Origin of the sequence: Paenibacillus sp. D2_2, assembly GCF_031199965.1 — a bacterium.
Taxonomy (GTDB): domain Bacteria; phylum Bacillota; class Bacilli; order Paenibacillales; family Paenibacillaceae; genus Fontibacillus.
This window is the reverse complement of the sequence record NZ_CP133605.1, coordinates 3,045,462-3,068,735: the sequence shown is the minus strand read 5'-3', so window position 1 is coordinate 3,068,735 and position 23,274 is coordinate 3,045,462. Positions and strand designations below refer to the sequence as shown.

Below are 23,274 nucleotides of genomic sequence, written 5' to 3'. Positions count from 1 at the left end.
CGCCGGACAGTTAGAAGCGGGGAGTAGAAGAAGAAGCGCGATTATAACGCTTTGTCACCTTTCTGGAATGCAGTATTCAACGTTATTATCGGATTGTTTACATTTTCTTGTGTCTTTCCGTTTATTTACGTCATTATTATCTCCTTAACGGATGAGAGGACGCTAGCGCTTAATGGATTTAGCTTATTTCCTAGCAAGTTCAGTACGCAGGCTTATGAATATATTTTCAAATCAGGTAGTGAACTGCTTAGCTCCTTCGGGGTTACGCTACTCGTGACCGTCATGGGTACTCTACTCAGCTTGACTCTAGTTACAACCTACGCGTATGCATTATCGAGAAGAAGCTTTGAATTCCGAGGGTTTTTCAGCTTCCTGGCGTTCTTCACGATGTTATTCTCGGGTGGTATGGTTCCAGGCTATATCGTAATGACACAGTTCCTGCATTTGCAAAATACGATCTGGGCCTTGATCTTCCCTCTATCGATGAATGCGTTCTTCATTATCGTTATGCGGACGTTCTTCCAGACCACCATTCCTGAGGAAATTATAGAATCGGCGAAAATTGATGGAGCCGGTGAGTTCCTGACCTTCGCCAGAATTGTAATGCCGGTATCTTTACCGGGGATCGCAACGATTGGATTGTTCAGCTCACTCGGTTATTGGAATGATTGGTTCAACGCTTTGTTGTATTTCAACAGTCCGAAGGTTACACCACCGTTGCAGTTCATGCTGATGAAGATTGAGAAGAATATGGACTTTCTGATTCAAAATGCTCATAATATCGGCTCTTCGGTTGATATGGCGGCAAACCTGCCAACGGAGACAGTACGGATGGCGATGGTTGTATTAGCCACAGCTCCGATCGTTCTGGCTTATCCGTTCTTCCAACGTTATTTCGTACAGGGTTTAACTGTAGGTTCAGTTAAAGGTTAAGACAGAACTTATACTATTAGGATTTATTGACACATCTAATCTTGTTTGTCACCGCACTAACCATTTAGCATTAGGGATTGGCCGGGCATTTGTCGCTGGTTATCCGGGCGAATTGTTAAGCGGTTTCAATAAATGCAACACAAAAATTAGTTCAGGGGGAAAGAAAATGACTAAGAAGAAGTTATCATTGTTGTCACTCGCGATGGTTATGCTACTGTCCGTAGTACTTGCCGGATGCGGAGCCAACAAAGACAACAGTGCATCATCTGGCAAAGAGGAGAACGCCGTACAGAACGACGGTACGATCGATGCTTCCAAGCTGGACCCAGTAACCTTGAAGCTGTATTTGATCGGACCTAACCAAAAGGATCTACCTAAGGTACAGGAAGAGATCAATAAATACGTCACTGAGAAAATCAATGCTAAATTGGATATTACGATGATTGACTGGGGCGATTACAGCCAACGCATGCAGGTAATTACTAGCTCCGGTGAAGATTATGATATCGCTTTTACAAGCTCATGGGCTTTTGATTATTTGCCAAATGCGGCTAAAGGCGCATTCATGCCATTGAATGATCTGCTTGATCAATATGGCAAAGGAATCAAGGAAGTACTTGACCCTCGCTTCCTGGAAGGTACTAAAGTGAACGGCGTTAACTACGGTATTCCAGCGAACAAAGAATTGGCTCAACAATTCGTATGGCGCTTCAACAAGAAGTATGTTGATAAATACAATCTCGATATTTCCAACGTAACAACTCTTGAGGATCTTGAGCCATTGCTGAAGACTATCAAAGAGAACGAGCCTGCGGACATTACTCCACTGGCTGTACCAAAGAGCTTCAAACCATACATGCCTGTAGACTTCCTGCTTGGCGATGAAATTCCAATCGGTATGTATCTCGATACGAAGGATTTCAAATTCACGAACCTGTTGGAAACACCTGAATTGAAAGCGGCTCTGAAGACAATGCGCAGCTATTACAAAGCCGGATATGTACGCGAGGATATCGCTACGCTTGACGGTATTGATAACATGAAGACCGGTAAATGGCTCGTTGACCGTGAGATTACTCAACCATATGCAGAACTTGGCTGGTCGAGAAGTGCGGGTTATGACATCATCACTAGACCAATGCAAGATCCTGTAATCTACACAAGCTCTGCTGCAGGCTCCATGCTCGCGATTTCCTCGTATTCGAAAAATCCTGAGCGTGCAATGATGTTCCTGAACCTGCTTAACACAGACACTTATCTGCGTAACTTGATTCAATATGGTATTGAAGATGTGCACTACAAGAAGACGGAAGATCCATACATTGAAGACCTTCCTGCTATGCAAGAGAGCTATGCTATGCCAGGCTTCGCACTTGGCAATATGTTCTTGACTTACCTGCATGATGGTGAACCGAAGGATAAATGGGATGCATTTGAGAAATTCAACTCCTCGGCAATCGTAGCGCCAACCTTTGGCTTCAACTTCGATACAGCTCCTGTTAAGACAGAAGTTGCTTCGGTAACGAACGTAGCTAAGGAATTCATTCCATCGCTGTACACCGGTTCTGTTGATCCAGACGAATACTTGCCGAAGGCAATTCAGAAGTTCAAGGATGCTGGTATTGATAAAGTTATCGCTGAAGCTCAAAAGCAATTCGATGATTGGAAAGCTAAGCAAAAATAATAGTTTCATAGAAGAGAAACGGTTGAGAAATTAACCGTTTCTCTGTTTCTAAACAGTTCTACTTCAATAGATTTAATCAGACAGAGGAGGCAAATTAATGAAAAGAGCAAAAGAGAGTTACTTAATGAAATCTAAGAGGAAACATCAGATTGCTATGATGGCGGGAAGTGCAGTGCTTGCCATGACCTTATTTGGCTTCAGTGGCCAAGCCAAGGCAGCGCAGCCTCATTCTTCTTATTGGTATCCGAATACCTTACTGGAATGGTCCGCGGCGAAGGATAAGGATGCACCATTTAACCGAGGTACAGTAGAACTGAAGGAAGGACGCTTCCAAGGTATAAAGACCAATTCGACTTCTAAAGTTCAACCAAAAGTGATAGCGCTTTCTTCAATGTATCCGAGCACGAGCGGCGCTCCATCTCAAGGTTCGGACAATTTCAATTCATATACGTTCAGCTTCTGGCAATATGTCGATAAGCTGGTAATGTGGGGAGGATCAGCAGGTGAAGGTCTGATCGTACCGCCGAGTGCAGATGTCATCGATTCGGCTCATAAGAATGGGGTACCAGTGCTAGGTACGGTATTCCTGCCGCAGACCGAGCATGGCGGCAAGATTGATTGGATGAAGGATCTGCTCCAGCAGCGCCAGGATGGAACCTTCCCGGTAGCCGACAAACTGATTGAAGTAGCTAATTACTACGGCTTCGATGGCTGGTTCATCAACCAGGAGACCCAGGGTGCCAACAAGGATGATGCGGCTAAGATGCAGCAGTTCCTTAAGTATATGCAGCAGATTAAAGGGCCGAAAATGGAGGTCATCTGGTATGACTCCATGATCGACGAGGGGCAGATTAAATGGCAGGGATCTCTGACCGACAAGAACAAGATGTTCTTCCAGGATAATAAGACTCGCGTCTCCGACCAGATGTTCCTTGATTTCCGTTGGCAGTACAAGGATGAAGTAAATGGTAAATATGATTACGTGACACCTTATCTGAATTCTCCACAAAAAGCGAAAGAGCTTGGCCGCAGTCCATATGATTTGTTCGCCGGTATTGATGTGGAAGCGAATGGTTACAACGAGGACTTCAATTGGCCGTTTTGTTCCCGGAAGGTAAAGAGGCTACGACTTCACTTGGTATCTATCGTCCGGATTGGGCTTATAACAGCTCGAAGACACAAGAGGAATATATGGAGAAGGAAGAGATTTTCTGGGTTGGTCACAATAAAAACCCGAATAATACCGATTCTTCTGAGGCAGACAATCCGTACTCTTGGAGAGGTATTGCGCATGACATCGTTGATAAGAGCGTGATTGACGGCTCTGAGTTTATCACTCATTTTAATACTGGTAACGGACATTTGTATGCGCTTAACGGCAAGATCATGCGCGAGAAGGATTGGAGCAACCGCAGTTTACAGGATATTCTACCAACATGGCGTTGGATCGCCGAGACCAAGGATGGGGCGACACCACTTGCTCCGAGCTTTGACTTCAGCACAGCGTATAACGGAGGTAGTTCCTTGAAGTTGGAAGGTGACTTGTCACCAGCGAATCCGACGCACCTGAAGCTATACAAGGCAAATATATCGGTGGAAGCAACGACCGAATTGTCGGTGATCTATCAAGCGAATTCACAGGCTGGTAAGGTGAAGATCGGCGTTGCCTTCTCAGATGCTCCAAATAAGTATACCTTCTTTGAACCGAAGAAATGGACGCAGGCTGGGGACAGCAAAGATTGGCTGCAAGGCCAGGTTCGTCTGAATCAATATAAAGGTCGGACAATCGTTGGCTTATCGCTAGTGTTCGAGAGCACGACCGCCATTAAGGATTATCAAGTGAATATCGGTCAGTTGGCTGTAACGAATGTGAATGATAAGGCCAAGACTCCAAAGGCTGTCACAGACCTGAAAGTCACGGAAAATGACTTCCGTGATGGTATCTATGGCGACGCTAGATTGTCGTGGAGTGCTCCTAAGAATGATGAGGATGTACTGTACTATCAGGTTTACCGCGTGAAGCCGGACGGTAAATACGAGCTGATGGGTCTGACCGGGAATACCGTTTACTATGTACCGGAAATGAGACGGCTTGATAAGGAAATAGCAACGAAGCTGGTGGTCATTCCGTTGAATCGTCATTATGAAGCAGGTAAGCCAGCGGGCGTGACCTTTGAGTGGCCGGCATATCCAAAGCCAGTAGCCGCATTTGAAGCGGATCAGACTCTGATCGCTCCTGGAGATAGCGTGAAGTTCACGGATAAATCGTCTGAAGTTACTGAGAGCTGGAACTGGAGCTTCCCGGGTGGTGAGCCTTCTTCTAGTACAGAGCAAAATCCAGTTGTTACTTATAATGTAGAAGGAACCTACGAAGTAACGCTGACAGCTAAAAATAGTGAAGGCGAGGATGTAGTCAGCCGTCAAATGATTACGGTGACCAAGGAGGCGGCTGGTGGTGTTGTTGATCTTGCCTTGAACCAGAAGGCGTCTGCATCCAGTTTCGTCAATGAGAAGGAAGCACCGCAATTTGCTGTTGATGGGGATGATCATACGAAATGGTGTGCGGTAGGTGATGCTCCGCATACACTGACGATTGATCTGGGCGCCGAACATAAGGTTAGCGAATTCATCATCAAGCATGCCGAAGCTGGCGGTGAGCCAGCGGCATTCAATACGAGAGTCTTCAAAATTCAGTTGAGTCTGGACGGAGAGAACTGGTCGGATGCAGTTACTGTCAATGACAATACAAAGGGAGTCAGCAAGCATGCGATTGCACTGACCTCTGCCCGCTATGCAAGGCTGATCGTTGAGAAGCCGACGCAAGGTGGAGACACGGCAGCGCGCATCTATGGATTCGAGGTTAAAGGCTTGAAATAGTAACATTAATAGAAGACAGCATCTCCATTTACAGAAAATCGGTTCACGATTGACTGTGGGAAATGCTGTCTTTTTGCTGTAAATGAAGTATGGTCATAAGATGGTAATAATGCTGGCTAGTCTTTAGCGTCCATTTTGTAGCCTTTTAGTGCCTCGAGCGAAGTTTTCCTATTATTGTTCTTAAGATATGAGTGCTGAGCTGGACGAGGCTTATCGCTAGCCGGTGGTGCGGGTGTTCTGTGCAGAATCTCTTCTAAATAATAGGCATTCATATCGAGACGTTCGATGATCGCACCTAGCGCAACAAAGATAATTCCTGACAGAAATCCTGATATGGCAACGATAAATGCTGCACCCCAGGCATGCTCACCCCATCCATAATAAAGGAAACCCGATATTAGTCCAGCAAAGATGAGAACCCCTCCGATGCTATATAGCAGCTTAGCCATCTTTATAGAACCTCCTCATTACAGGTTTTTTCACATAGATTGGTTGAAATTATGTTTCCTCATATTATGATTCTTTCTTTGTACGATAAGCAGATAAAAGATGACCGCTCCGATATCTGCTACGGCGATGACGATACCCATCGGCAGCGCGTTCATCTCGCCGCCAAGGCCAACTAATGGGGCTACGGTTGCTCCGAGAATATAAGGTAATAATCCAAGTAAGGCGGATGCACTTCCTGCTGATTCACCTTGATCTTGCATGGCTAGAGTGAAGCTAGCGGTTCCGACAATCCCGACACAGGAGACGACGAAGAATAGTGGAATCAGTATTGATGCTAAACCGCCATGCAGGAGGATTGCTATCAACAGAGCGATGGAGGCCGCCGCAGCCAAGGCCAAACCGATACGCAACAGGAAGGTCTCCTTATAGCGACCAGCCAGACGGCCAGTAAGTTGACTAGCGATAATGATTCCAGCCCCGTTCATAGCAAAGATCAGACTGTAAGTTTGTTCAGATACTTGGTAGATGTTCTGCAATACAAATGAAGAACCTGATATATAAGCGAACATTGCAGCAGTTATTAGGCCTTGGGACAAGCAATAGCCCATAAATAAGCGATCGTTTAGCAATTTGCGGAAAGTATGAAGTGTCGTTCCCAATCCGCCGGATTGACGCTTTTCCTTAGGTAAAGTTTCAGGAAGACCCAACAATACGGACAGCATCATAATTACGCCAATGATGGTTAACACGACGAACACGCCACGCCAGGAGACAAATTGTAGCAGTTGACCGCCAAAGATCGGTGCCAGAATCGGTGCCGCCCCGTTAACAAGCATTAGCATCGAGAAGAATTTAGTAAGCTCGGTACCCAGTACATATCCCGGACGATTGCTCGGGATAGAACGATTCCGGCTGAACCTGATAGGCCTTGAATGAAACGCAAAATGTTAAGTATTCCTGCGGTTGGTGCGAATACGATGAGCAAGGAACTGATGGCATACATCGTCATTGAAATGATCAGCGGCATCCGTCTACCGCGAACATCACTCAAGGGGCCAACGATAAGCTGGCCAATAGCAAGACCGAGCAGGCAGGCGGTCAGGCTAAGCTGTGCCATCGATGCTGTCGTATTCAGATCTTTAGCTAGAGAAGGCAGCGCTGGTAAATACATATCCAGTGAAAATGGACCGAAGGCCGATAAGCAGCCTAGGATTAACACCGTTTGCAGACGGCGTGATGGGGTTTGAGGCTGTTGTGTAGATACAGATGAACCATCTGCTGTAAGACTCATAGTGATTTCTTCCTTTCCATTCCTTGGGCCCGATTACCGGACCAAAACCATGATTTTTTAAACATTTTAACATTATACTACAGGGTTGACTGCTAAGTAGAGATATTTCTTATCCGTTAGGAATTAATTTACAGGAAATGTTATAATTCATCATAAGACGATTTATAGTGGTATATAGTGCATGAAGCGATTTAAAGTATAAGGCTTGGATGCTGATGAATATAAAAATGAGGTGAGTCGATGAAGAGAATTCTAGATTGCCGGGCGTCTGATTTCCGCGGGATGAGGCGTGAACAGTTGAAGGGAGCGATTCTTGCGTCCGAAGGGAGAACGGTCATCGCGGAGATGGTGTCTGTCTCGCAGCCGATGCTGCCAGAGGTCAGCAATGCAGAACTGGCTAAGGCCTTCGGTGCAGATATGATTCTGCTCAATGTGTTCGATGTATTTAACCCTGTAGTTCGTGGGCTTGTTCCAAATGATGTGTTTCATCCAACCGGCGAAGAGCAGCATACCCAGAATCCGATCGCTGAGGTAAAGCGATTAACTGGACTGCCCATTGGGATTAATCTGGAGCCAGTTGATGAATCTGCGGAAGCGCTCGAGCAACTAAGCCAATTGCCTAAGGGACGCAGAGCGACAGCTGAGAGTCTAGCTAAGGCGAAGGAATTGGGGGCCGACTTCGTATGTCTGACAGGAAATCCGAAGACAGGAGTAACCAATGTACAGATTACTAAGGCGATCCGGCTCGCGAATGAGCATTTTGGCGGACTGATTATCGCCGGGAAAATGCATGGTGCAGGAACACGCGGCAAAGTGATCGACCGGGAAGCGGCCCTTGCTTTTGCCGAAGCCGGAGCAGATATTATCCTTCTGCCTGCTCCAGGTACGGTACCAGGGCTTCGTGAAGAGGAGCTTGCTGTGATTTTCGCTGAGGTGAAGGAGAAGGGGGCCCTTGCTCTGGCTGCGATCGGTACGAGTCAAGAGGGCGCTGATACGGAGACAATAAAAGCGATAGCTTTAAGTGCAAAAAGGGCGGGAGCCGATGTGTTTCATATCGGTGATGCAGGATATACCGGAATAGCGATTCCGGACAATATTATGACTCTGTCCATCGCGATACGCGGCCGAAGGCATACGTATATTCGTATGGCGGCTTCGCCGCTACGATAAGCGATGAAGATCGGAGTTGTATCAGATACCCATATGCCGAAGAGAGCATCCGCACTTCCGCCCGTGTTGGTCTCTTATTTTCGCAATGTGGATCTGATTATCCATTTAGGGGACTGGACTAGTATGGAGGTCTACAGGCAGCTGTCTGCACTCGCCCCGGTTGAAGGGGTGGCGGGCAATAATGATCCTGAGGAAATCATTCAGCGGTTTGGTTATCACAAAATCATCAAGCTCGGCGCTCATAAAGTTGGGCTTACCCATGGCTTTCTGCCAGAAGGCCGCGGAAATGCGCGAGAGAAGGCAATACGGATTTTCGAGGGGCAGCAGGTAGATGCTATCCTGTTTGGCCATTCACATAAGCCCTTGTTAAAGAGAGAGGATAATCTGCTACTGTTCAATCCCGGTTCTCCCACCGACAAACGACGTGAACTGAAGTATTCGTTCGGATTGCTGCAGATCTCAGGAGAGACGATAAAGGCGAAGCATATTTATATGGAGCGAAAGCACTAGCGGCAGTATGTAGAACGAAGCTCATAAGTAGATGTAAATAAGAGGCAGGTCAGATTCTGGCCTATCTCTTATTTTTCTATGCCCAGATGATCTAAATTCAAAAAATAGTAGATTATGGATTGACTAGAAATTGACCGCCATTTAATATGAGAATAATATAATCTTCCGGAAAAGTGGGAAAGATCACATTTTTTCGCTTTATCACTTTCGCGGATAAAAGCGTTAACCGGGGCTCGCATCGATTAAGTAAATTATTAATGTGGTAAATTAATTGAGGGGGTTTTTGGAAATGAGGAAAAAAATCGGTCTATTATTAGTCATCTCGATAATGCTTGTAGCTGTGGTCGGATGTGGGAGCTCAGGCTCCGAGAAGCAGTACAAGATCGCCATCTCGCAAATCGTGGAGCATCCGTCACTGGATGCTACCCGTGAAGGCTTCATAGCAGCGCTGAAGGATGGGGGGATTGTAGAAGGAGAAAATCTGAAGCTGGATTACAACAATGCGCAAGGTGACCCAAATAACAATTTGACGATTGCCCAGAAAATAGCTGGTGGGAAGTACGATCTGGTTCTAGGCATCGCGACGGCACCAGCTCAGGCGCTTGTTAGCCAAGTGAAGAATTCGCCAGTCATGTTCGCAGCGGTTACTGATCCACTAGATGCTAAATTGGTAGACAATCTGGAGCATCCAGGCGGTAATGTGTCTGGAGCCTCTGATACGAATCCAGAGGCGATTAGCCGGTTAATGGACTTTATTGCAGAGAACTTTTCAAATGTAAAGACGGTTGGTGTCGTTCTTAATCAGGGCGAACCGAATGCCGTTGTTATGACTGATTTAGCTGAGAAGGCACTGGAGAAGCACGGCATCAAGATTGTTAAAGCTTCAGTTACAAATACTTCAGAGGTGAAGCAAGCTGCAGAATCTCTGGTAGGCCGCGCTGATGCGATTTATATTACGCTTGATAATACAGTAGTTGAAGCAGTTAGTACCGTTATTCAAGTCGCAAATGACAATCATATTCCATTCTTCTCAAGCGATCGAGATTCTGTTGAGAAGGGTGCCTTTGCAACGATAGGTTTCAAATATTATGACCATGGATACCAAGCTGGGCAAATGGCGCTGCAAGTTCTCAAGGAAGGCAAGAAGATTGGAGATCTGAAGGTTACAGTACCAGAGAAACTCGATCTTATTATTAACTTGAAAGCTGCTGCGGCTCAAGGGATTACGGTTACAGATACGATGAAGGACCAGGTTCAGGATAAGGTGAACAATATCCTCGAATAGGCGTTCCAAGATTAGGAGGTAGTATCATCATGATGAACTCATTACTCGGAGCCCTTGAATCCGGATTGTTATATGCACTGATGGCACTCGGCGTGTACATCACCTTTCGAATCTTAGATTTTCCGGATTTGACCGTGGATGGAAGCTTTACAACCGGCGGGGCTATCGCGGCCATTATGATCACGAATGGCACACCCGCTTGGATATCTACAATTTGTGCCTTTGGCGGGGACTATTAGCCGGAGTGATTACGGGGCTTATCCATACCAAGGGCCGTATAAACGGCTTGTTATCCGGAATTCTGATGATGATCGCATTATATTCAATAAATATGCGAATTATGGGGAAGCCGAATGTAGGCTTGATCGGGGAGAAGACGGTATTCAGCTCCGTGTCGCCGCTTCTGCTGATGCCTTTTGTTGTTATTGCCATCAAGCTGCTGCTTGATCTGTTCTTTCGTACAGAGCTTGGGCTGGCGCTACGGGCGACGGGAGACAATCAACGGATGATCAGAAGCTTTGGCGCTAACACTGACAATACGATTATTCTGGGACTTAGCTTATCGAACGGACTCGTCGCTTTGTCTGGTGCGTTAATTGCCCAGCAGTCGCAATTTGCTGACATTTCCGCCGGGATCGGGATGATTGTCATCGGGCTTGCCTCCGTTATAATCGGTGAGGCTATATTCGGAGCTCGAAATGTATTTTTTGCAACGTTGGCTGTCGTGCTTGGTTCCATTGTCTACCGTCTAGTTGTCGCTCTAGCACTACGGATCGAATGGCTGGAACAGACTGATCTAAAGCTGCTCACCGCGCTGATCGTTATCATAGCCTTAGTTCTACCAACGTTGCGCAGATCATGGAAGCAGAAGTCGCTCGCTCGTAAGCGCTCCTTGGAACTAGTCTCTGACACTGAACAGAGAAGTGTTGGAGGTGGGCTGTGATGTTGCAAATTACACATTTGTCTAAGTTATTTCATCCCGGTTCCGTGGATGAAAAGATCGCACTGATTAACGTGAATCTGCAGCTGAAGCCTGGGGATTTCGTGACTGTGATCGGCAGTAATGGTGCGGGGAAATCAACGCTGATGAATATGATCTCGGGTACACTGAAACCAGATTCCGGTACGATTCATATTGCTGGCAATGATATTACGGATTTGCCTGAGCATAAGCGTAGTCGTTGGGTCGGCCGTGTCTTTCAGGATCCGATGGCTGGAACTGCCCCGCATATGACGATCGAAGAGAATCTGGCGATGGCTTACTCACGTGGCAAGTCTCGCGGGCTGTCGATTGGTATTAAGGTAGGCAGAAAAGAACTGTTTAGAGAACAGCTAAGCAAGCTTGGCATCGGTCTTGAAAACCGACTACGTGCCAAGGTAGGCACACTATCCGGTGGTGAGCGGCAAGCGCTTAGTCTGCTGATGGCTACATTTACTGAGCCGCAGATATTGCTGCTCGATGAGCATACCGCGGCATTAGACCCGGCGCGGGCTGAGTTGGTGACTCAACTCACGCAGAAGATTGTTAGTGAGCTGAAGCTGACTACCATGATGGTAACGCACAATATGGAGCAAGCGATCCGCCTTGGAAATCGGCTGATTATGATGGATGGAGGCCGAATCATCCTCGATATACATGAAGACGAGAAGCAACATCTGACCATTGAAGGGCTACTGGGAGAATTTGAACGGATTAGCGGTCATAAGCTGAGCGATGATCGGGTTGTACTTGGCTCTTAGCATTTGAGGTAATTCTCGTCTCTGCGCGATGTAGAGTTACTATGCTATAAGGACCATCAGTTCTGCTTAATAAGCGGATCTGTAGGTCCTTTTGCATTTATAGATGAACCATCCTTTTGTTCCGCAAATATCAGGAGATCGTAGAATTATATATAGAAAGCGGATCAGATGCATATTCAATCGAATGAAAAATAAGCGATTCATTATGCCAGGACACCATGCTATAATCAGGAAAACGGAGGGGATGGTGACGATGATACTTGAAGTAGCCCATCTGCAGGTGAGACCGGGTACGATTAACGATTTCGAGAGCAGCTTCCGGCAGGCATCGAAGATCATTTCACAAATGCGCGGATATTTGGGACATGAGCTACATAAATGCGTAGAGACGGAGAATAAGTACATTCTACTCGTTAAATGGAATTCGATTACTGATCATGAAGTAGGATTCAGACAGTCTCCTCAATACAAAGAATGGAAGGCATTGCTGCATCATTACTATGATCCCTTCCCATTGGTCGAGCACTATGTTCAGATTAAATTAGAGATGTAAAGACATTGAAGGAGGTTATGAGAATGAGTGCGGATGAAGTTATTTTTGATCAGCTTGAATTTATTAGAAGCCAAACTTTAAAAATGGTGCAGGGGCTGACAGAGGAGGAAGTGCGAACGATCCCTGAAGGGTTCCGTAATAATATTTTGTGGAATCTGGGCATATCGCCGTCGTACAAGATCGCTTCGCATTCCTCCTCGCAGGACTTCCCTCGGGTCTCCCGGAGCAGTATCCGAAATGGTTCGCCAACGGTACGTCGCCGCTGGATTGGACGGGGAAAGGACCTGAATTCGAGGAAGTGTGTCGATTAGTAGGCGAGCAGCCGTCCGAGATCAGAAGACTATTAACTGGGCGTTTGAATGAACCTTCGATACAGCCTTTCACGACTAGCTCTGGATTCACGATGGACCGTATCGGATCATTTCTAAGCTTTAGCCTGTACCATGAAGGGATGCATTTTGGCATCATCAAACAGTTTAAGAAGATAATAAAAGGTTAACATTCAGTAGGCTGAATAGATCTAGGAGTGGAACACAGATGATTGAACAATATACGATTGAAGATGCTGTCCTAGATGATTTGGGCCGTATTGTAGAAATTTATAATGAGACGATTGCTGGACGGATGGTTACTGCTGATTTGGAGCCGATCACTGTGGAGAGCCGACTGCCGTGGTTCGAAGAACACACGCCGGATTTTAGACCGCTATGGGTGCTCAAGGAAGGAGGAAGGATCGTCGCTTGGCTCAGCTTCCAATCCTTCTATGGCCGTCCTGCGTATCTCGCCACAGCGGAGATCAGCATCTACATTTCTGCTGAAAGTCGTGGTAAGGGACTAGGGAGCATTCTGCTAAAGCGAGCTATCGATTATTGTCCACAAATTTCAGCAACTACACTGCTTGGCTTTGTATTTGCACATAATCAGCCTAGTCTCTCACTGCTTGGAAAATTTGGGTTTGAGCAGTGGGGACACTTACCGCGTGTCGCTAAAATGGATGGGGTCGAACGAGACCTTGTTATTTTAGGAAGAAGAATTGAAAACTAACTTTGACCAAAAAGTCGAGAATGGAGAAGAATCGCTTGAACGCATGGATAGAACAATGGACGAATTGGCTGATTGAGGCCACACAGTTGGGCGGTTTTTCGATACTGATCATCACGATTCCGCTCTCGCTTCTTCAAGGAACGATTGGCATTTTCCCGTTTGCAACCATCGTCATGCTGCATATCTCTGTATTGGGAATCAAGAACGGACTTATAGCCAGCTGGATCGCCGGGGCGATAGCCGGGATGATCGTATATTTACTATGCGGTTATTTGTTCTCCGACTGGTTCAATCGCAAATGGATGCATAAGCTGCAAAAATATGAGAAATGGCAAAGAGGTTTGGAACGGTATGGTGTATGGGGGGTAATTTTTCTGCGTACCCTACCCATTATGCCTAACAATTTAATCTCGTTCATGTCAGCTATTTCTAATATCAAGATGTCATCGTATGCATGGTCGAATATGATCGGCAATTTGTCCGGAATATGGCTGTATGGAATATTAAGTGCATCGGTCTTATTTCCGAATACGGATCTTCGTAAATTAATATTTGGTTATATCATTTTTCTAGTTGCCCTTAGCGTCATCTTCTGGTTCAGAAATCGGAATATGATCAAGCGTGACCGCAGTATGTCGGTATAGCCGAAGTATATAATTAGATAGATATAAAGAGATATGAGTGGAGAATGGGGTGGCACAATGAGTGCAACGAAATTAGCGACGAAGCCGAAGACGAGGAAGTTGCTATTTAGCGCCGGCTTCAGTTGGATGTTCGACGCAATGGATGTTGGGATCATATCATTTATCGCCGCTGCTTTGGCGGTCGACTGGGGGTTAAGCCCGCAGCAAACAGGCCTGTTCACGAGTATTAACTCAATCGGAATGGTATTCGGAGCCGCACTGGCCGGCCTCATGGCCGACAAGTTCGGTCGTAAAGCAGTTCTGCTCTGGACGTTGGTTATCTTCGCTGTCGCTAGCGGCTTGTCCGCTGCTGCTACTGGATTTGCCATACTGTGCGTGCTACGCTTCATCGCGGGGGTTGGGCTTGGTGGCGAGTTGCCCGTAGCATCAACCTTAGTCTCGGAATCCGTTCCTGCCAAGGATCGGGGCCGGGCGGTAGTGCTGCTAGAGAGCTTCTGGGCCATCGGCTGGATTCTGTCAGCGCTGATTGCTTACTTTGTGATTCCGTCGTACGGATGGCGGACAGCCTTTGTTATTGGTGCGGTACCTGTCGTGTACGCACTATACTTACGCAGGTCCATTGAGGACCCTCCGAGGTTCATCGCACAATCAGATGCGGGGAGACAGAAATTTTCGATAGGAGAGAAGCTGCAATCTGTATGGTCAGCACCGCATCGTCGGTCGACGATCATGCTTTGGATTCTGTGGTTTACTGTAGTCTTCTCGTATTACGGGATGTTTCTGTGGCTGCCGTCGGTTATGGTGCTGAAGGGCTTCAGTCTCGTTAAGAGCTTTGAATATGTGTTGATTATGACACTGGCTCAATTACCGGGATATTTCACGGCTGCTTATTTCATAGAGAAGTTTGGTCGGAAGTTCGTATTGGTCTTGTACCTTGTTCTGACTGCTGCGAGCGCGGCCTGGTTCGGCAGCGCTACGACGGAAGGAATGTTGATTGCCTCGGGAATTTGTTTATCATTCTTTAACCTTGGGGCGTGGGGCGGTATGTATGCCTATACTCCGGAGTTGTATCCAACAAAAGTTCGGTCAACTGGTGTTGGCTTCGCTGCTTCCTTTGGCCGGGTCGGTGGGGTTATTGCCCCATTCCTGGTTGGCTGGCTAGTTGCTCGTGAGGTCGCTATTAGCTCGATCTTCTGGTTGTTCTTCGTTACCGTTCTGATCGGCGCGATTGCCGTACTGTGGCTTGGTACTGAGACGAAGGGCAAGGAATTAGAGGACTAGTAAGAACCTAAGCGTGTCCAAGGCACTTCTAACGAAACGTGGTATCGTTATTTGCGTTAATTTAGGCCGTTGAGATTTCTAACGAAACTGGGTATCGTTATTGAGCCCAAATCATGCTTTTTAGACAGTATTTAGACCAAATAACGATATGGTGTTTCGTTAGATTCATTTACTACTTTTTTTGCGAAAATAACGATCTGTAGTTTCGTTGCTATGAACATTTTTGTCAACCATCGTATTTCCATCGAAGCACTAGGCGCGGGAGCAAATAAGCGAGCGACGGTCGGCACGCTGCTATCCGTGGGTTGGTTACCACATTCAATGCCTTCGTCAAGGAGAGCGATTGCCAGCTAGAAACGCACGTTCAGTTTGTCACCTAGTGCAAACGAAACTCGCAAATTCTCTCCTAAACCTTCGTTTGCCCCGGGTCTAATGCTCCGGTGGTTAATCCTTCATAGGTTTAAAGCAGTTACTTATACCCGTTTTTCTTTTCTCATGAACGACTTCTGTGGAGAGAACCGGGTTATACCCTTTCCCCTTTTTACAAATAAGAATTTTGAGGTTGTTCTGCAATCCGAGCAACCGCCCAAATAAACCCGACTAATTCTCTGGCCACGGCACCAATAGCTACGTTTTTAGGTTTGCTTTTTCCAAAAACAAGATGTCGATATTTCGTATGCAATCTTTCTTGTGCCTTCCAAGACAAAAGTTGTACGTCTGGAGGCAATCCTTCTAGGCGGTTCGCTAGTTCACCTTTTACAGCAGGTCGATGACGGTAGCTCCATGCTGACTCCACTAACGTTCGACGCAAATGGCTGTTACCGGCCTTGGTCATAGAACCTCGTCGTGTACTTTGACCTGACGAATGCTCACGAGGAACTAGACCTAAGTAGGCCATGAGCTGAGCAGGCGAGCGAAACCGCGCGAACGTGCCAATCTCCGCAGCAATGGTAATCGCCGTAAGACGCGCAACACCGCGCAAGGATTGAAGGGTCTGAATCACAACCGCCTTTGCACCCGTTGTGGCTTGCCTAAGAAGCGCATCTTCTAAACGGCCCATGCGTTGTTCAACTTCCTCGAGCGCATGAATCATTTCGGTAAACACGACCTGCATCGCTTCATGTTCGAATGACAATGAAGCCAGCCAAGCGCGATATTTCTTTGTCCAACGACGTTTGATGGTATCTGGCGGATGAACTTGATGGCGCAGGAGAAACTTAAGGATCCGTTGACGAGCGCGGTGCGCATCTTCCTTGGCTGCTTCACGGGAACGAACTAAATCCCGCAATGCTTCGTCATCTCGCGATGGTATATGAACCGCGGTCAACTCACCTGCTCGGAAAAGACGAGCGAGTTGCTCCGCATCCCGGCGGTCCGTTTTTACATGGTCGCCAGGCCGTTTGGGCATAAGGGAAGGGGCAATCACGGTACAACTTGCTCCCATAGATTCGATCCAGCGGTGTGTTTCGTATCCAGTCGGACCAGCTTCGTAACAGAATGCTAAGGAATTTGCAGGACCTAATTCCTTGATAAGTTTCCGAAGAGCGGCAGGTGTATGTGCTATAGTTCCGTAGTAACGTGGCAATTCTCGTCCCTCATCTGCAATGGCAACGGAAATTTTTTCTTTTGATACATCTAAACCGACGTATTTTGTGGTAAACTGCATTAATGACAGCCTCCTTTTGCTTTGTAGCTCTGAAATGGGTTTTCTACAGTATCCATTTTAACCTACGATTCGAAGCAAATACGGGGGCTGTTTTGTTCATCATAGCTAGAGTTGTAAGGGATGGTCAATAGTCTGAAAAATAAAAATAGCTGCTTATAAGCAGCTATTTTTATTTTGTCCCGCAAAGAGTGGCGTGCGTCCTAGAGATGGGGAATTAACGCTCCAATTGAGCTCGATCCAGGCTTTCACCAGGCTGCAGAGCATGCCCGGTTATACCAAACTTCTGCAGATCGTTGGCGAATTGAATGCCATCCTGCTTGATGATACCAAATGTATCATAGTGAACCGGAACTACATGTTTAGCACCGATCCATTCGGCAGCAAGCAGGGCATCCTCCGGTCCCATGGTGAAGAAATCACCGATCGGGATAAAGGCGAGGTCAATCTTATGTTTAGTTCCAATCAGCTTCAAATCGCTGAATAGTGCGGTATCGCCACTATGATATACAGTGAAGCCATCAATGTTAAGCACAATACCTGCGGCAACCCCTAGGTAGACATTCGTTCCGTTCACTTCAACGGAAGAACTGTGGAGAGCTGGTGTGAAAGTCAGCTTGCCAAACGGGAAGATATAAGAGCCCCCGAGGTTCATTCCAGTAGCTTTTAGTCCTTTCTGTTCAAAGAAGCCGGCCAATTCAACAATAGCAACAATGGTAGCGCCAGTTCTTCTGGCTATCGTCTCAGCATCCCCAATATGGTCTGAATGTCCATGAGTGAGCAGAATATAATTAACCTCAATGTCGTCCGCCAGGGCTGCTGCCTTTGGATTTCCTGTCAAGAACGGGTCAATGATCAGACGATGATCACCAGTATCCACATAGACGCATGAGTGTCCCAAATATGTTAGTTTCACGGATATCGCTCCTTTTTGGCAAAATGATGAACTAACTCTATTATAGCTAAGGAGAGACATGAGTGAAAATTTTTAGGTTGTAAGTTGTAGTTTCAACAATTTTCTCCTGCTGAGTCACTGCATGACTGTGAGTTATTATGATCCAGACGGTAGCTAATTCCAGCCAAAACACCTGCGGCAATCGCTACTAGTCCACCGGACCAAGACACATCGATCAATCGACTGCTTGTGGTAACGAAGCCACCAAGGGTCGAACCGAGGGCAATGCCTACATTGACGGACACAGGCGTTAACGAGGAGGCCAAATCCCTGGCAGTTGGAGAGTGCCTATCGGCCAGATCGATGAAATACAGCTGCATGGTGGAATTCATCGTGTATACTAGCAAAGCTATCAAAGAAATGGTGATTAAACCTGTGACGAGCGAATGGGAAGACAGATAGAGTGAAGCGAGAATGAGGGCCTGCGCCAGAAATACGAACCGCAGCTTGCTGATGCCATTTCTTGCCGCCAGCTTACCGCCGATGAACGTACTGAAAATGGATACCACGCCGTAGAGCAAAAATACAAGACTAATATATTGTGCAGGAACAGCCATTACATCCTGTAAAATCGGGGTCAGGTAGGTGTATACGGTATATGTAGCTCCAATACTGAATGCGGGAATAAAAAACGCAATGATAATGCGCGAATTAGCAAATAGTTTGAGTTGTTGCTGCAATGAACTACGATGTCCTTGGAGTGTTTTGGGAATCGTTGCAGAGCTTGCGATCAAAGATATGACACCCAATAAAGAGGTGAACCAAAAGGCCATATGCCAGCCGTATTGTTGTCCGATTAAAGTGCCAAGGGGCACCCCAACGACGCTTGCGATGGTAAATCCGGCAAAAATGATAGCGATAGCGGATGCTCTTTCTCCGACGGTACACTCTCGCTGGCCACTGACATGGCAAGGGCGATCAGCACCCCAGTTACAAGCGCGGTGATCATTCTGGACAATAGGAGGAGCTCATAAGAGCCGGCAACTGCTGATATTATATTTCCGGCAATAAAAATAATAATTAAAGATAACATCAGCGGATATTTATCGAACCTGCTGAATACAGCCGTCAGGATTGGAGTACCGATCGCAAAAGTGATCGCAAAGACAGATACTAAGCTTCCTGCGGTTGAAATCCCGATATGGAGCCCCACAGATACCTCGCTCAACAGTCCGATAATGACAAATTCACTCGTTCCCAATACGAAGGTAAGTACAAATAAATTCAACACCAACAGTTTATGATAATTTGTCATATGAACCCCTTTCTGATATTTAACTCTCCGATTTCAAGCTTTAACGACGGCAATTTGAACTTCAGCTATATAAGCCTCCGGATCGATCGATTTGTTATGGGGAAGACAGATCTCTCGCCGAGGCTCATTTTCTATCATCCGATATCCATTGCGTTCGATCCATAGAGCTAATTCCGTGCTGGCTGTGCAAGGTGCTGTTGTGTGGCAATGATGTACAAGCGTAGCCATTAGCGGAACTTGGGGAAGCTGCTTTACGATAAATGGAGGACGACTCGTCAGTTCCTGCGGGAGCACTCGTGCGACTTCAATATCAATATCATCGTCACATTCATCACAGCCGTGCCAAAGAACCATCTGCGTTAAAGAAGACGGAGTGGAGCCGGGAAGCTGGGAGTCAAGCTGCCGGAACAATTCGGGAATCTGAGCCAATGAAGCTCTCTGACGGTAAGACATCACGAGCTGTTGCTCGACTTCTTTTAAAATAACATCGTGCCTGGTCAAGTTTGCACCTTCGTTCTCAATGAAGCTGAGCCGATCTTTGATCCGGGTAAGCCGGGCTTGTTCTTTCTCCAGAATAGACAGAATCTCATTCTGCTTAACCCGGAACATGCCTCTGATTTGTTCGATCGGAATTTGCTCGTCCAGCATTTGACGGATTTGATCCAATGAGAAGCCAAGCTCTTTATATGCCAAAATACGATTCAACTGGAGCATTTGATCCGCTGAATAATACCGATAACCCGTATGTTTGTCCGTGAAGTCGGGCTTAAGTAGATTCAACTGATCGTAGTAGCGAAGCGTCTTGACAGATACTTGACTGATTTTTGAGAATTCACTGATTTTGAACATGGCTACACATCCCTGCAGGTAATTTAGATAGGCTTGAACTTGCTTACCGAGTATAACGTTCCAGTAAAGGGGAGAGTCAAGAGGTCGGTTACTATAATCTTTGGAAACCTTAAAAAAGAATTTAAAATAATGAGCAGAAATGAGCTATAGCGAAAATTAGAGAGAGTTGCTTTAATGTAAGCGATATATTTTCGTATTCCATTAATTTTAACGCTTTTTTAGCCGGAAGTTCGCTTTACAGTTGAACCCGGCAGCGGTATGATTCAATCCAGAATCAATATTAACCAATTCTGATCGCTTAATCTCCGGGATCCTCCGGAGAGCGGGGGAACCATCAAGAGCTTGCGGTGTGATGATCAGCACGGGCAGCTCAATCGTCTGAATGGCCAAAGGTGGTGTGAGAGCCACTGAGGATCGATTCGGACAGGGGTGAATCCTGAGTAGAGACCATGGACTCTACTTAGGTAGGGCGACTCTCACCGCCCGAATCCGTCAGCTAACCTCGTCAGCGTGGATATGAGAGAGGAAAGGTGACTGCGCGCCGCAACGAATTCGGCCACAGAGGACCATTAGCCTCTGTGGTTTTTTGCGCTTGAATTTGAAAAATGTTACTGAAATCATTGATGTCATATCAATCAAATTCGCTGAATGCTGCACTAATTTGCAACAGCGGGGGAACCAACAGGAACTTCACAATGTCCGGTATTACTGGGCTCAAGTTTTAGTTCCATGGGGTGAATCGCTTGGGAGATCGGATCTTCCAAGGTAGGGCGACTTCCACGCCCGAATCCGTCAGCTAACCTCGTAAGCGTTAAGGAAGAGGCAACCACCGAAGAGTAGGCAGTGGAGTTAATACCACGCCATACGGCCGCGGGGAAGGTTACTATCTTTCCTGCGGCTTCTTTCGTGCTGTCCTCTACACATTCAAGGAGGGTGTTCTAACCGTGGAGGGAGAGTTTGTTCTAGTAGCATCGCCGAATCCGGTAGGCCGAAAATTTATCCTGCTGCTTATGGCGATGAAGCGTAATTTCATTGTTCTGGTGAACAACAAGAAGGAGGAGGAAGCCCTACGTAAATTAGGCGTTAGTCGTATGCTGCGGATTAAAACAGATGATGAGGAGAGTTGGGACTTACCACCGGTTCCGATCGGTTGTTGCTATATTTTTGAACTGAGTACGACATTAACCTGCCGCTACTTGCAGATTTGTCGGCATTGGACCAATAACTCAATATTCATAATCACGCCTAACAGGAATCCGCGCATGATTTACAAAGGGCTGGGAGCTTCTTATGTCATCCATTCCGTGAGCGGAGAGGTTGGGTTCCTGCTTGCAGCAAAATCAGGACTTGAGCTATAGGGCTTTAAAATATTAAGTTGGAATTCTGATGAGGTGAATGCCATGGATTATTTACAAATGTTTATCGTGATCGGCGTGATTGTACTGCTGGTAAAGCCAGTTGGAACTTATATATATTATGTCTTCTCAAATGTACCGAATCGCAGTGACCGTATCTTCGGGGAATGGAGCGGTTCATCTTCAATATTGCTGGCTATAGGCGGCGCGAAGGGATGAATTGGAAGAAGTATGTGATCAGCTTGCTGGCGACAAATGTTGTATTGATGACCGTCAGTTATTTGCTACTTACTCTGCAGGCATGGCTGCCTTGGAATCCTGAAGGAAGCGGCAGTATGGAGCCTACGCTGGCATTCAATACGGTGATCAGCTTCATGACCAATACCAATTTACAGCATTATAGCGGCGAGACAGGACTTAGTTATTTCTCGCAGATGGCTGTAATCACGATGATGATGTTCACATCGGCTGCGACAGGTTTGTGTGCCGCCATTGCTTTTATTCGCGGAATTACAGGGAGAGGGCAGAAAATCGGAAATTTCTTCGAGGATTTTGTAAAAGCGATCGTCCGAATCTTGCTGCCATCGGCTCTGCTTGTGACGCTACTCCTTGTTGCTCTTCAGGTTCCTCAGACTTTGCACCCGTCGGCAGCAGTGAGCACGCTGGAAGGAGCGGCGCAGCGAATCTCGCTTGGGCCTGTGGCCTCGCTGGAATCAATCAAGCACCTTGGAACGAATGGTGGCGGATTCTTCGGGGCGAATTCCTCTCATCCATTCGAGAATCCGAGCGGATTAACGAATGTGATCGAGATGTGGTCGATGTGGATCATCAGTGCTTCACTGCCTTATACGTTCGGCTTGTTCGCTCGCAACAAAAGACAAGGCTGGGTTATTTTCTCGGCTATGCTGATCTTGTTTCTCGCATTTTTGTCTCTGGTGTATTTTAGCGAGAAGGCAGGCAATCCGTTATTCGGATCTCTTGGTATTGATGCTTCGCAAGGAAATATGGAGGGGAAGGAAGTACGCTTCGGAGTAGTCGGCTCTGCGCTATTTACGGCTGTAACTACAGCAGCGACTACGGGGAGCGTCAACAATATGCACGACACGCTAACCCCGCTTGGTGGCCTGGCAGCTCTGGCTCAGATGATGCTGAATGTGGTATTTGGCGGTAAAGGCGTCGGTCTTATGAACATGCTAATGTATGCCATTCTCGGTGTATTTATCTGTGGACTCATGGTCGGTAGAACGCCGGAGTTCCTCGGCAAGAAGATTGAAGCAAGGGAGATGAAACTGATCGCGATCGCGATTCTTATTCATCCATTGATCGTACTTGTTCCGACCGCTATTAGTGCTATGACCGGATTAGGATACGGAGCAGTTACAAATCCGGGATATCATGGTATGACGCAAATGCTGTATGAGTATACATCTTCAGCAGCGAATAACGGCTCCGGCTTCGAGGGGCTTATGGACAATACCCCATTCTGGAATATCATGACCGGTCTTGTCATGCTCCTGGGCCGCTATATCTCCATGATTGCCTTGCTTGCAGCTGCCGGATCATTAATGCTGAAAGAGCCCGTTATGGAGACGAGCGGTACGCTGAGGACAGATAATAAGCTGTTCACTGGGATTCTCATAGGAACTGTACTGCTAATCGGAGCCTTAACTTTTCTACCGGTTCTTGCCGCAGGTCCTGTTGCCGAATTTCTGACGCTAAAATAGATCGAAGAGGT

General features: G+C 46.7%; 18 protein-coding genes, 5 pseudogenes and 2 riboswitches. Of the genes and pseudogenes, 17 read left to right on the top strand and 6 right to left on the bottom strand.

Annotated features, from left to right (window positions below; all coding sequences use genetic code 11):
* Positions 1–51: 51 nt before the first annotated feature.
* From RE628_RS15615 to RE628_RS15600, 4 genes and pseudogenes are all read left to right on the top strand, one after another.
* Positions 52–933: a carbohydrate ABC transporter permease gene (locus RE628_RS15615; protein ID WP_309153950.1), complete on the top strand. Its 882-nt coding sequence runs from the start codon at positions 52–54 to the stop codon at positions 931–933.
* Positions 934–1,099: 166 nt separating this feature from the next.
* A complete protein-coding gene (locus RE628_RS15610) occupies positions 1,100–2,617 on the top strand; it encodes an ABC transporter substrate-binding protein (RefSeq protein ID WP_309153949.1) in 1,518 nt (505 codons plus the stop codon).
* A gap of 97 nt (positions 2,618–2,714) precedes the next feature.
* Positions 2,715–3,662, top strand: a pseudogene (locus RE628_RS15605) (endo-beta-N-acetylglucosaminidase); the annotation flags it as partial.
* A 47-nt stretch (positions 3,663–3,709) separates the two neighbouring features.
* The gene (locus RE628_RS15600) at positions 3,710–5,494 is read left to right on the top strand and encodes a discoidin domain-containing protein (RefSeq protein ID WP_309153948.1); all 1,785 of its coding nucleotides are present in this window, start codon (positions 3,710–3,712) and stop codon (positions 5,492–5,494) included.
* Between the two features lie 116 nt (positions 5,495–5,610).
* Here RE628_RS15600 and RE628_RS15595 read toward each other — a convergent pair whose 3' ends face one another.
* Entirely contained in the window at positions 5,611–5,943 is a 333-nt protein-coding gene (locus tag RE628_RS15595; protein WP_309153947.1) for a hypothetical protein, read from the bottom strand.
* A gap of 30 nt (positions 5,944–5,973) precedes the next feature.
* Positions 5,974–7,235 (bottom strand): annotated as a pseudogene (locus tag RE628_RS15590) (multidrug effflux MFS transporter).
* A gap of 240 nt (positions 7,236–7,475) precedes the next feature.
* Here RE628_RS15590 and RE628_RS15585 point away from each other — a divergent pair.
* The 11 genes and pseudogenes from RE628_RS15585 (at position 7,476) to RE628_RS15535 (ending at position 15,816) form a co-directional block, all read left to right on the top strand.
* Positions 7,476–8,405, top strand: coding sequence for a DUF7916 family protein (locus tag RE628_RS15585; protein ID WP_309153946.1), 930 nt, complete (start codon positions 7,476–7,478; stop codon positions 8,403–8,405).
* 3 nt (positions 8,406–8,408) lie between these two features.
* Positions 8,409–8,915, top strand: a complete 507-nt coding sequence (locus RE628_RS15580) for a metallophosphoesterase family protein (protein ID WP_309153945.1) — start codon at positions 8,409–8,411, stop codon at positions 8,913–8,915.
* Between the two features lie 289 nt (positions 8,916–9,204).
* Positions 9,205–10,200, top strand: a complete 996-nt coding sequence (locus tag RE628_RS15575) for an ABC transporter substrate-binding protein (RefSeq protein WP_309153944.1) — start codon at positions 9,205–9,207, stop codon at positions 10,198–10,200.
* Between the two features lie 29 nt (positions 10,201–10,229).
* Positions 10,230–11,143, top strand: a pseudogene (locus RE628_RS15570) (ABC transporter permease).
* A complete protein-coding gene (locus RE628_RS15565; RefSeq protein ID WP_309153943.1) occupies positions 11,143–11,940 on the top strand; it encodes an ABC transporter ATP-binding protein in 798 nt (265 codons plus the stop codon). The pseudogene RE628_RS15570 and the gene RE628_RS15565 overlap by 1 nt, the downstream one beginning before the upstream one ends.
* A gap of 253 nt (positions 11,941–12,193) precedes the next feature.
* The gene (locus tag RE628_RS15560) at positions 12,194–12,493 is read left to right on the top strand and encodes an antibiotic biosynthesis monooxygenase family protein (protein WP_309153942.1); all 300 of its coding nucleotides are present in this window, start codon (positions 12,194–12,196) and stop codon (positions 12,491–12,493) included.
* Positions 12,494–12,641: 148 nt separating this feature from the next.
* Entirely contained in the window at positions 12,642–12,992 is a 351-nt protein-coding gene (locus tag RE628_RS15555) for a DinB family protein (protein WP_309153941.1), read from the top strand.
* 38 nt (positions 12,993–13,030) lie between these two features.
* The gene (locus tag RE628_RS15550) at positions 13,031–13,537 is read left to right on the top strand and encodes a GNAT family N-acetyltransferase (protein ID WP_309153940.1); all 507 of its coding nucleotides are present in this window, start codon (positions 13,031–13,033) and stop codon (positions 13,535–13,537) included.
* 35 nt (positions 13,538–13,572) lie between these two features.
* Positions 13,573–14,181, top strand: a complete 609-nt coding sequence (locus tag RE628_RS15545; RefSeq protein ID WP_309153939.1) for a TVP38/TMEM64 family protein — start codon at positions 13,573–13,575, stop codon at positions 14,179–14,181.
* Between the two features lie 33 nt (positions 14,182–14,214).
* The gene (locus RE628_RS15540; RefSeq protein WP_375142920.1) at positions 14,215–15,462 is read left to right on the top strand and encodes an MFS transporter; all 1,248 of its coding nucleotides are present in this window, start codon (positions 14,215–14,217) and stop codon (positions 15,460–15,462) included.
* Between the two features lie 213 nt (positions 15,463–15,675).
* The gene (locus tag RE628_RS15535; protein WP_309153938.1) at positions 15,676–15,816 is read left to right on the top strand and encodes a hypothetical protein; all 141 of its coding nucleotides are present in this window, start codon (positions 15,676–15,678) and stop codon (positions 15,814–15,816) included.
* Between the two features lie 187 nt (positions 15,817–16,003).
* On the opposite strand, the gene RE628_RS15530 is transcribed toward RE628_RS15535, so the two are convergent.
* From RE628_RS15530 to RE628_RS15515, 4 genes and pseudogenes are all read right to left on the bottom strand, one after another.
* A complete protein-coding gene (locus RE628_RS15530) occupies positions 16,004–17,128 on the bottom strand; it encodes an IS110 family RNA-guided transposase (RefSeq protein WP_309153937.1) in 1,125 nt (374 codons plus the stop codon).
* A 214-nt stretch (positions 17,129–17,342) separates the two neighbouring features.
* On the bottom strand, positions 17,343–18,041 hold the full coding sequence (locus RE628_RS15525; RefSeq protein ID WP_309153936.1) for a metal-dependent hydrolase: 699 nt from the start codon (positions 18,039–18,041) through the stop codon (positions 17,343–17,345).
* A gap of 92 nt (positions 18,042–18,133) precedes the next feature.
* Positions 18,134–19,335, bottom strand: a pseudogene (locus RE628_RS15520) (MFS transporter).
* Positions 19,336–19,368: 33 nt separating this feature from the next.
* A complete protein-coding gene (locus tag RE628_RS15515) occupies positions 19,369–20,184 on the bottom strand; it encodes a MerR family transcriptional regulator (RefSeq protein WP_309153935.1) in 816 nt (271 codons plus the stop codon).
* 285 nt (positions 20,185–20,469) lie between these two features.
* Positions 20,470–20,712, top strand: a riboswitch (cyclic di-AMP (ydaO/yuaA leader).
* A gap of 104 nt (positions 20,713–20,816) precedes the next feature.
* Positions 20,817–21,010, top strand: a riboswitch (cyclic di-AMP (ydaO/yuaA leader).
* Between the two features lie 118 nt (positions 21,011–21,128).
* Between RE628_RS15515 and RE628_RS15510 the strand changes: the two genes are divergently transcribed.
* Positions 21,129–21,542, top strand: a complete 414-nt coding sequence (locus RE628_RS15510; RefSeq protein ID WP_309153934.1) for a hypothetical protein — start codon at positions 21,129–21,131, stop codon at positions 21,540–21,542.
* Positions 21,543–21,584: 42 nt separating this feature from the next.
* Positions 21,585–23,263: pseudogene (gene kdpA / locus RE628_RS15505) on the top strand (potassium-transporting ATPase subunit KdpA).
* Positions 23,264–23,274 lie beyond the last annotated feature (11 nt).

Bases quoted from the DNA above. Each gene is read 5' to 3' on its own strand.
- RE628_RS15595 (WP_309153947.1), bottom strand. From the start codon at position 5,943: ATGGCTAAGCTGCTATATAGCATCGGAGGGGTTCTCATCTTTGCTGGA.
- RE628_RS15575 (WP_309153944.1), top strand. From the start codon at position 9,205: ATGAGGAAAAAAATCGGTCTATTATTAGTCATCTCGATAATGCTTGTA.
- RE628_RS15580 (WP_309153945.1), top strand. From the start codon at position 8,409: ATGAAGATCGGAGTTGTATCAGATACCCATATGCCGAAGAGAGCATCC.
- RE628_RS15515 (WP_309153935.1), bottom strand. From the start codon at position 20,184: ATGTTCAAAATCAGTGAATTCTCAAAAATCAGTCAAGTATCTGTCAAG.
- RE628_RS15610 (WP_309153949.1), top strand. From the start codon at position 1,100: ATGACTAAGAAGAAGTTATCATTGTTGTCACTCGCGATGGTTATGCTA.
- RE628_RS15540 (WP_375142920.1), top strand. From the start codon at position 14,215: ATGAGTGGAGAATGGGGTGGCACAATGAGTGCAACGAAATTAGCGACG.
- RE628_RS15585 (WP_309153946.1), top strand. From the start codon at position 7,476: ATGAAGAGAATTCTAGATTGCCGGGCGTCTGATTTCCGCGGGATGAGG.
- RE628_RS15535 (WP_309153938.1), top strand. From the start codon at position 15,676: ATGAACATTTTTGTCAACCATCGTATTTCCATCGAAGCACTAGGCGCG.
- RE628_RS15530 (WP_309153937.1), bottom strand. From the start codon at position 17,128: ATGCAGTTTACCACAAAATACGTCGGTTTAGATGTATCAAAAGAAAAA.
- RE628_RS15565 (WP_309153943.1), top strand. From the start codon at position 11,143: ATGTTGCAAATTACACATTTGTCTAAGTTATTTCATCCCGGTTCCGTG.
- RE628_RS15550 (WP_309153940.1), top strand. From the start codon at position 13,031: ATGATTGAACAATATACGATTGAAGATGCTGTCCTAGATGATTTGGGC.
- RE628_RS15560 (WP_309153942.1), top strand. From the start codon at position 12,194: ATGATACTTGAAGTAGCCCATCTGCAGGTGAGACCGGGTACGATTAAC.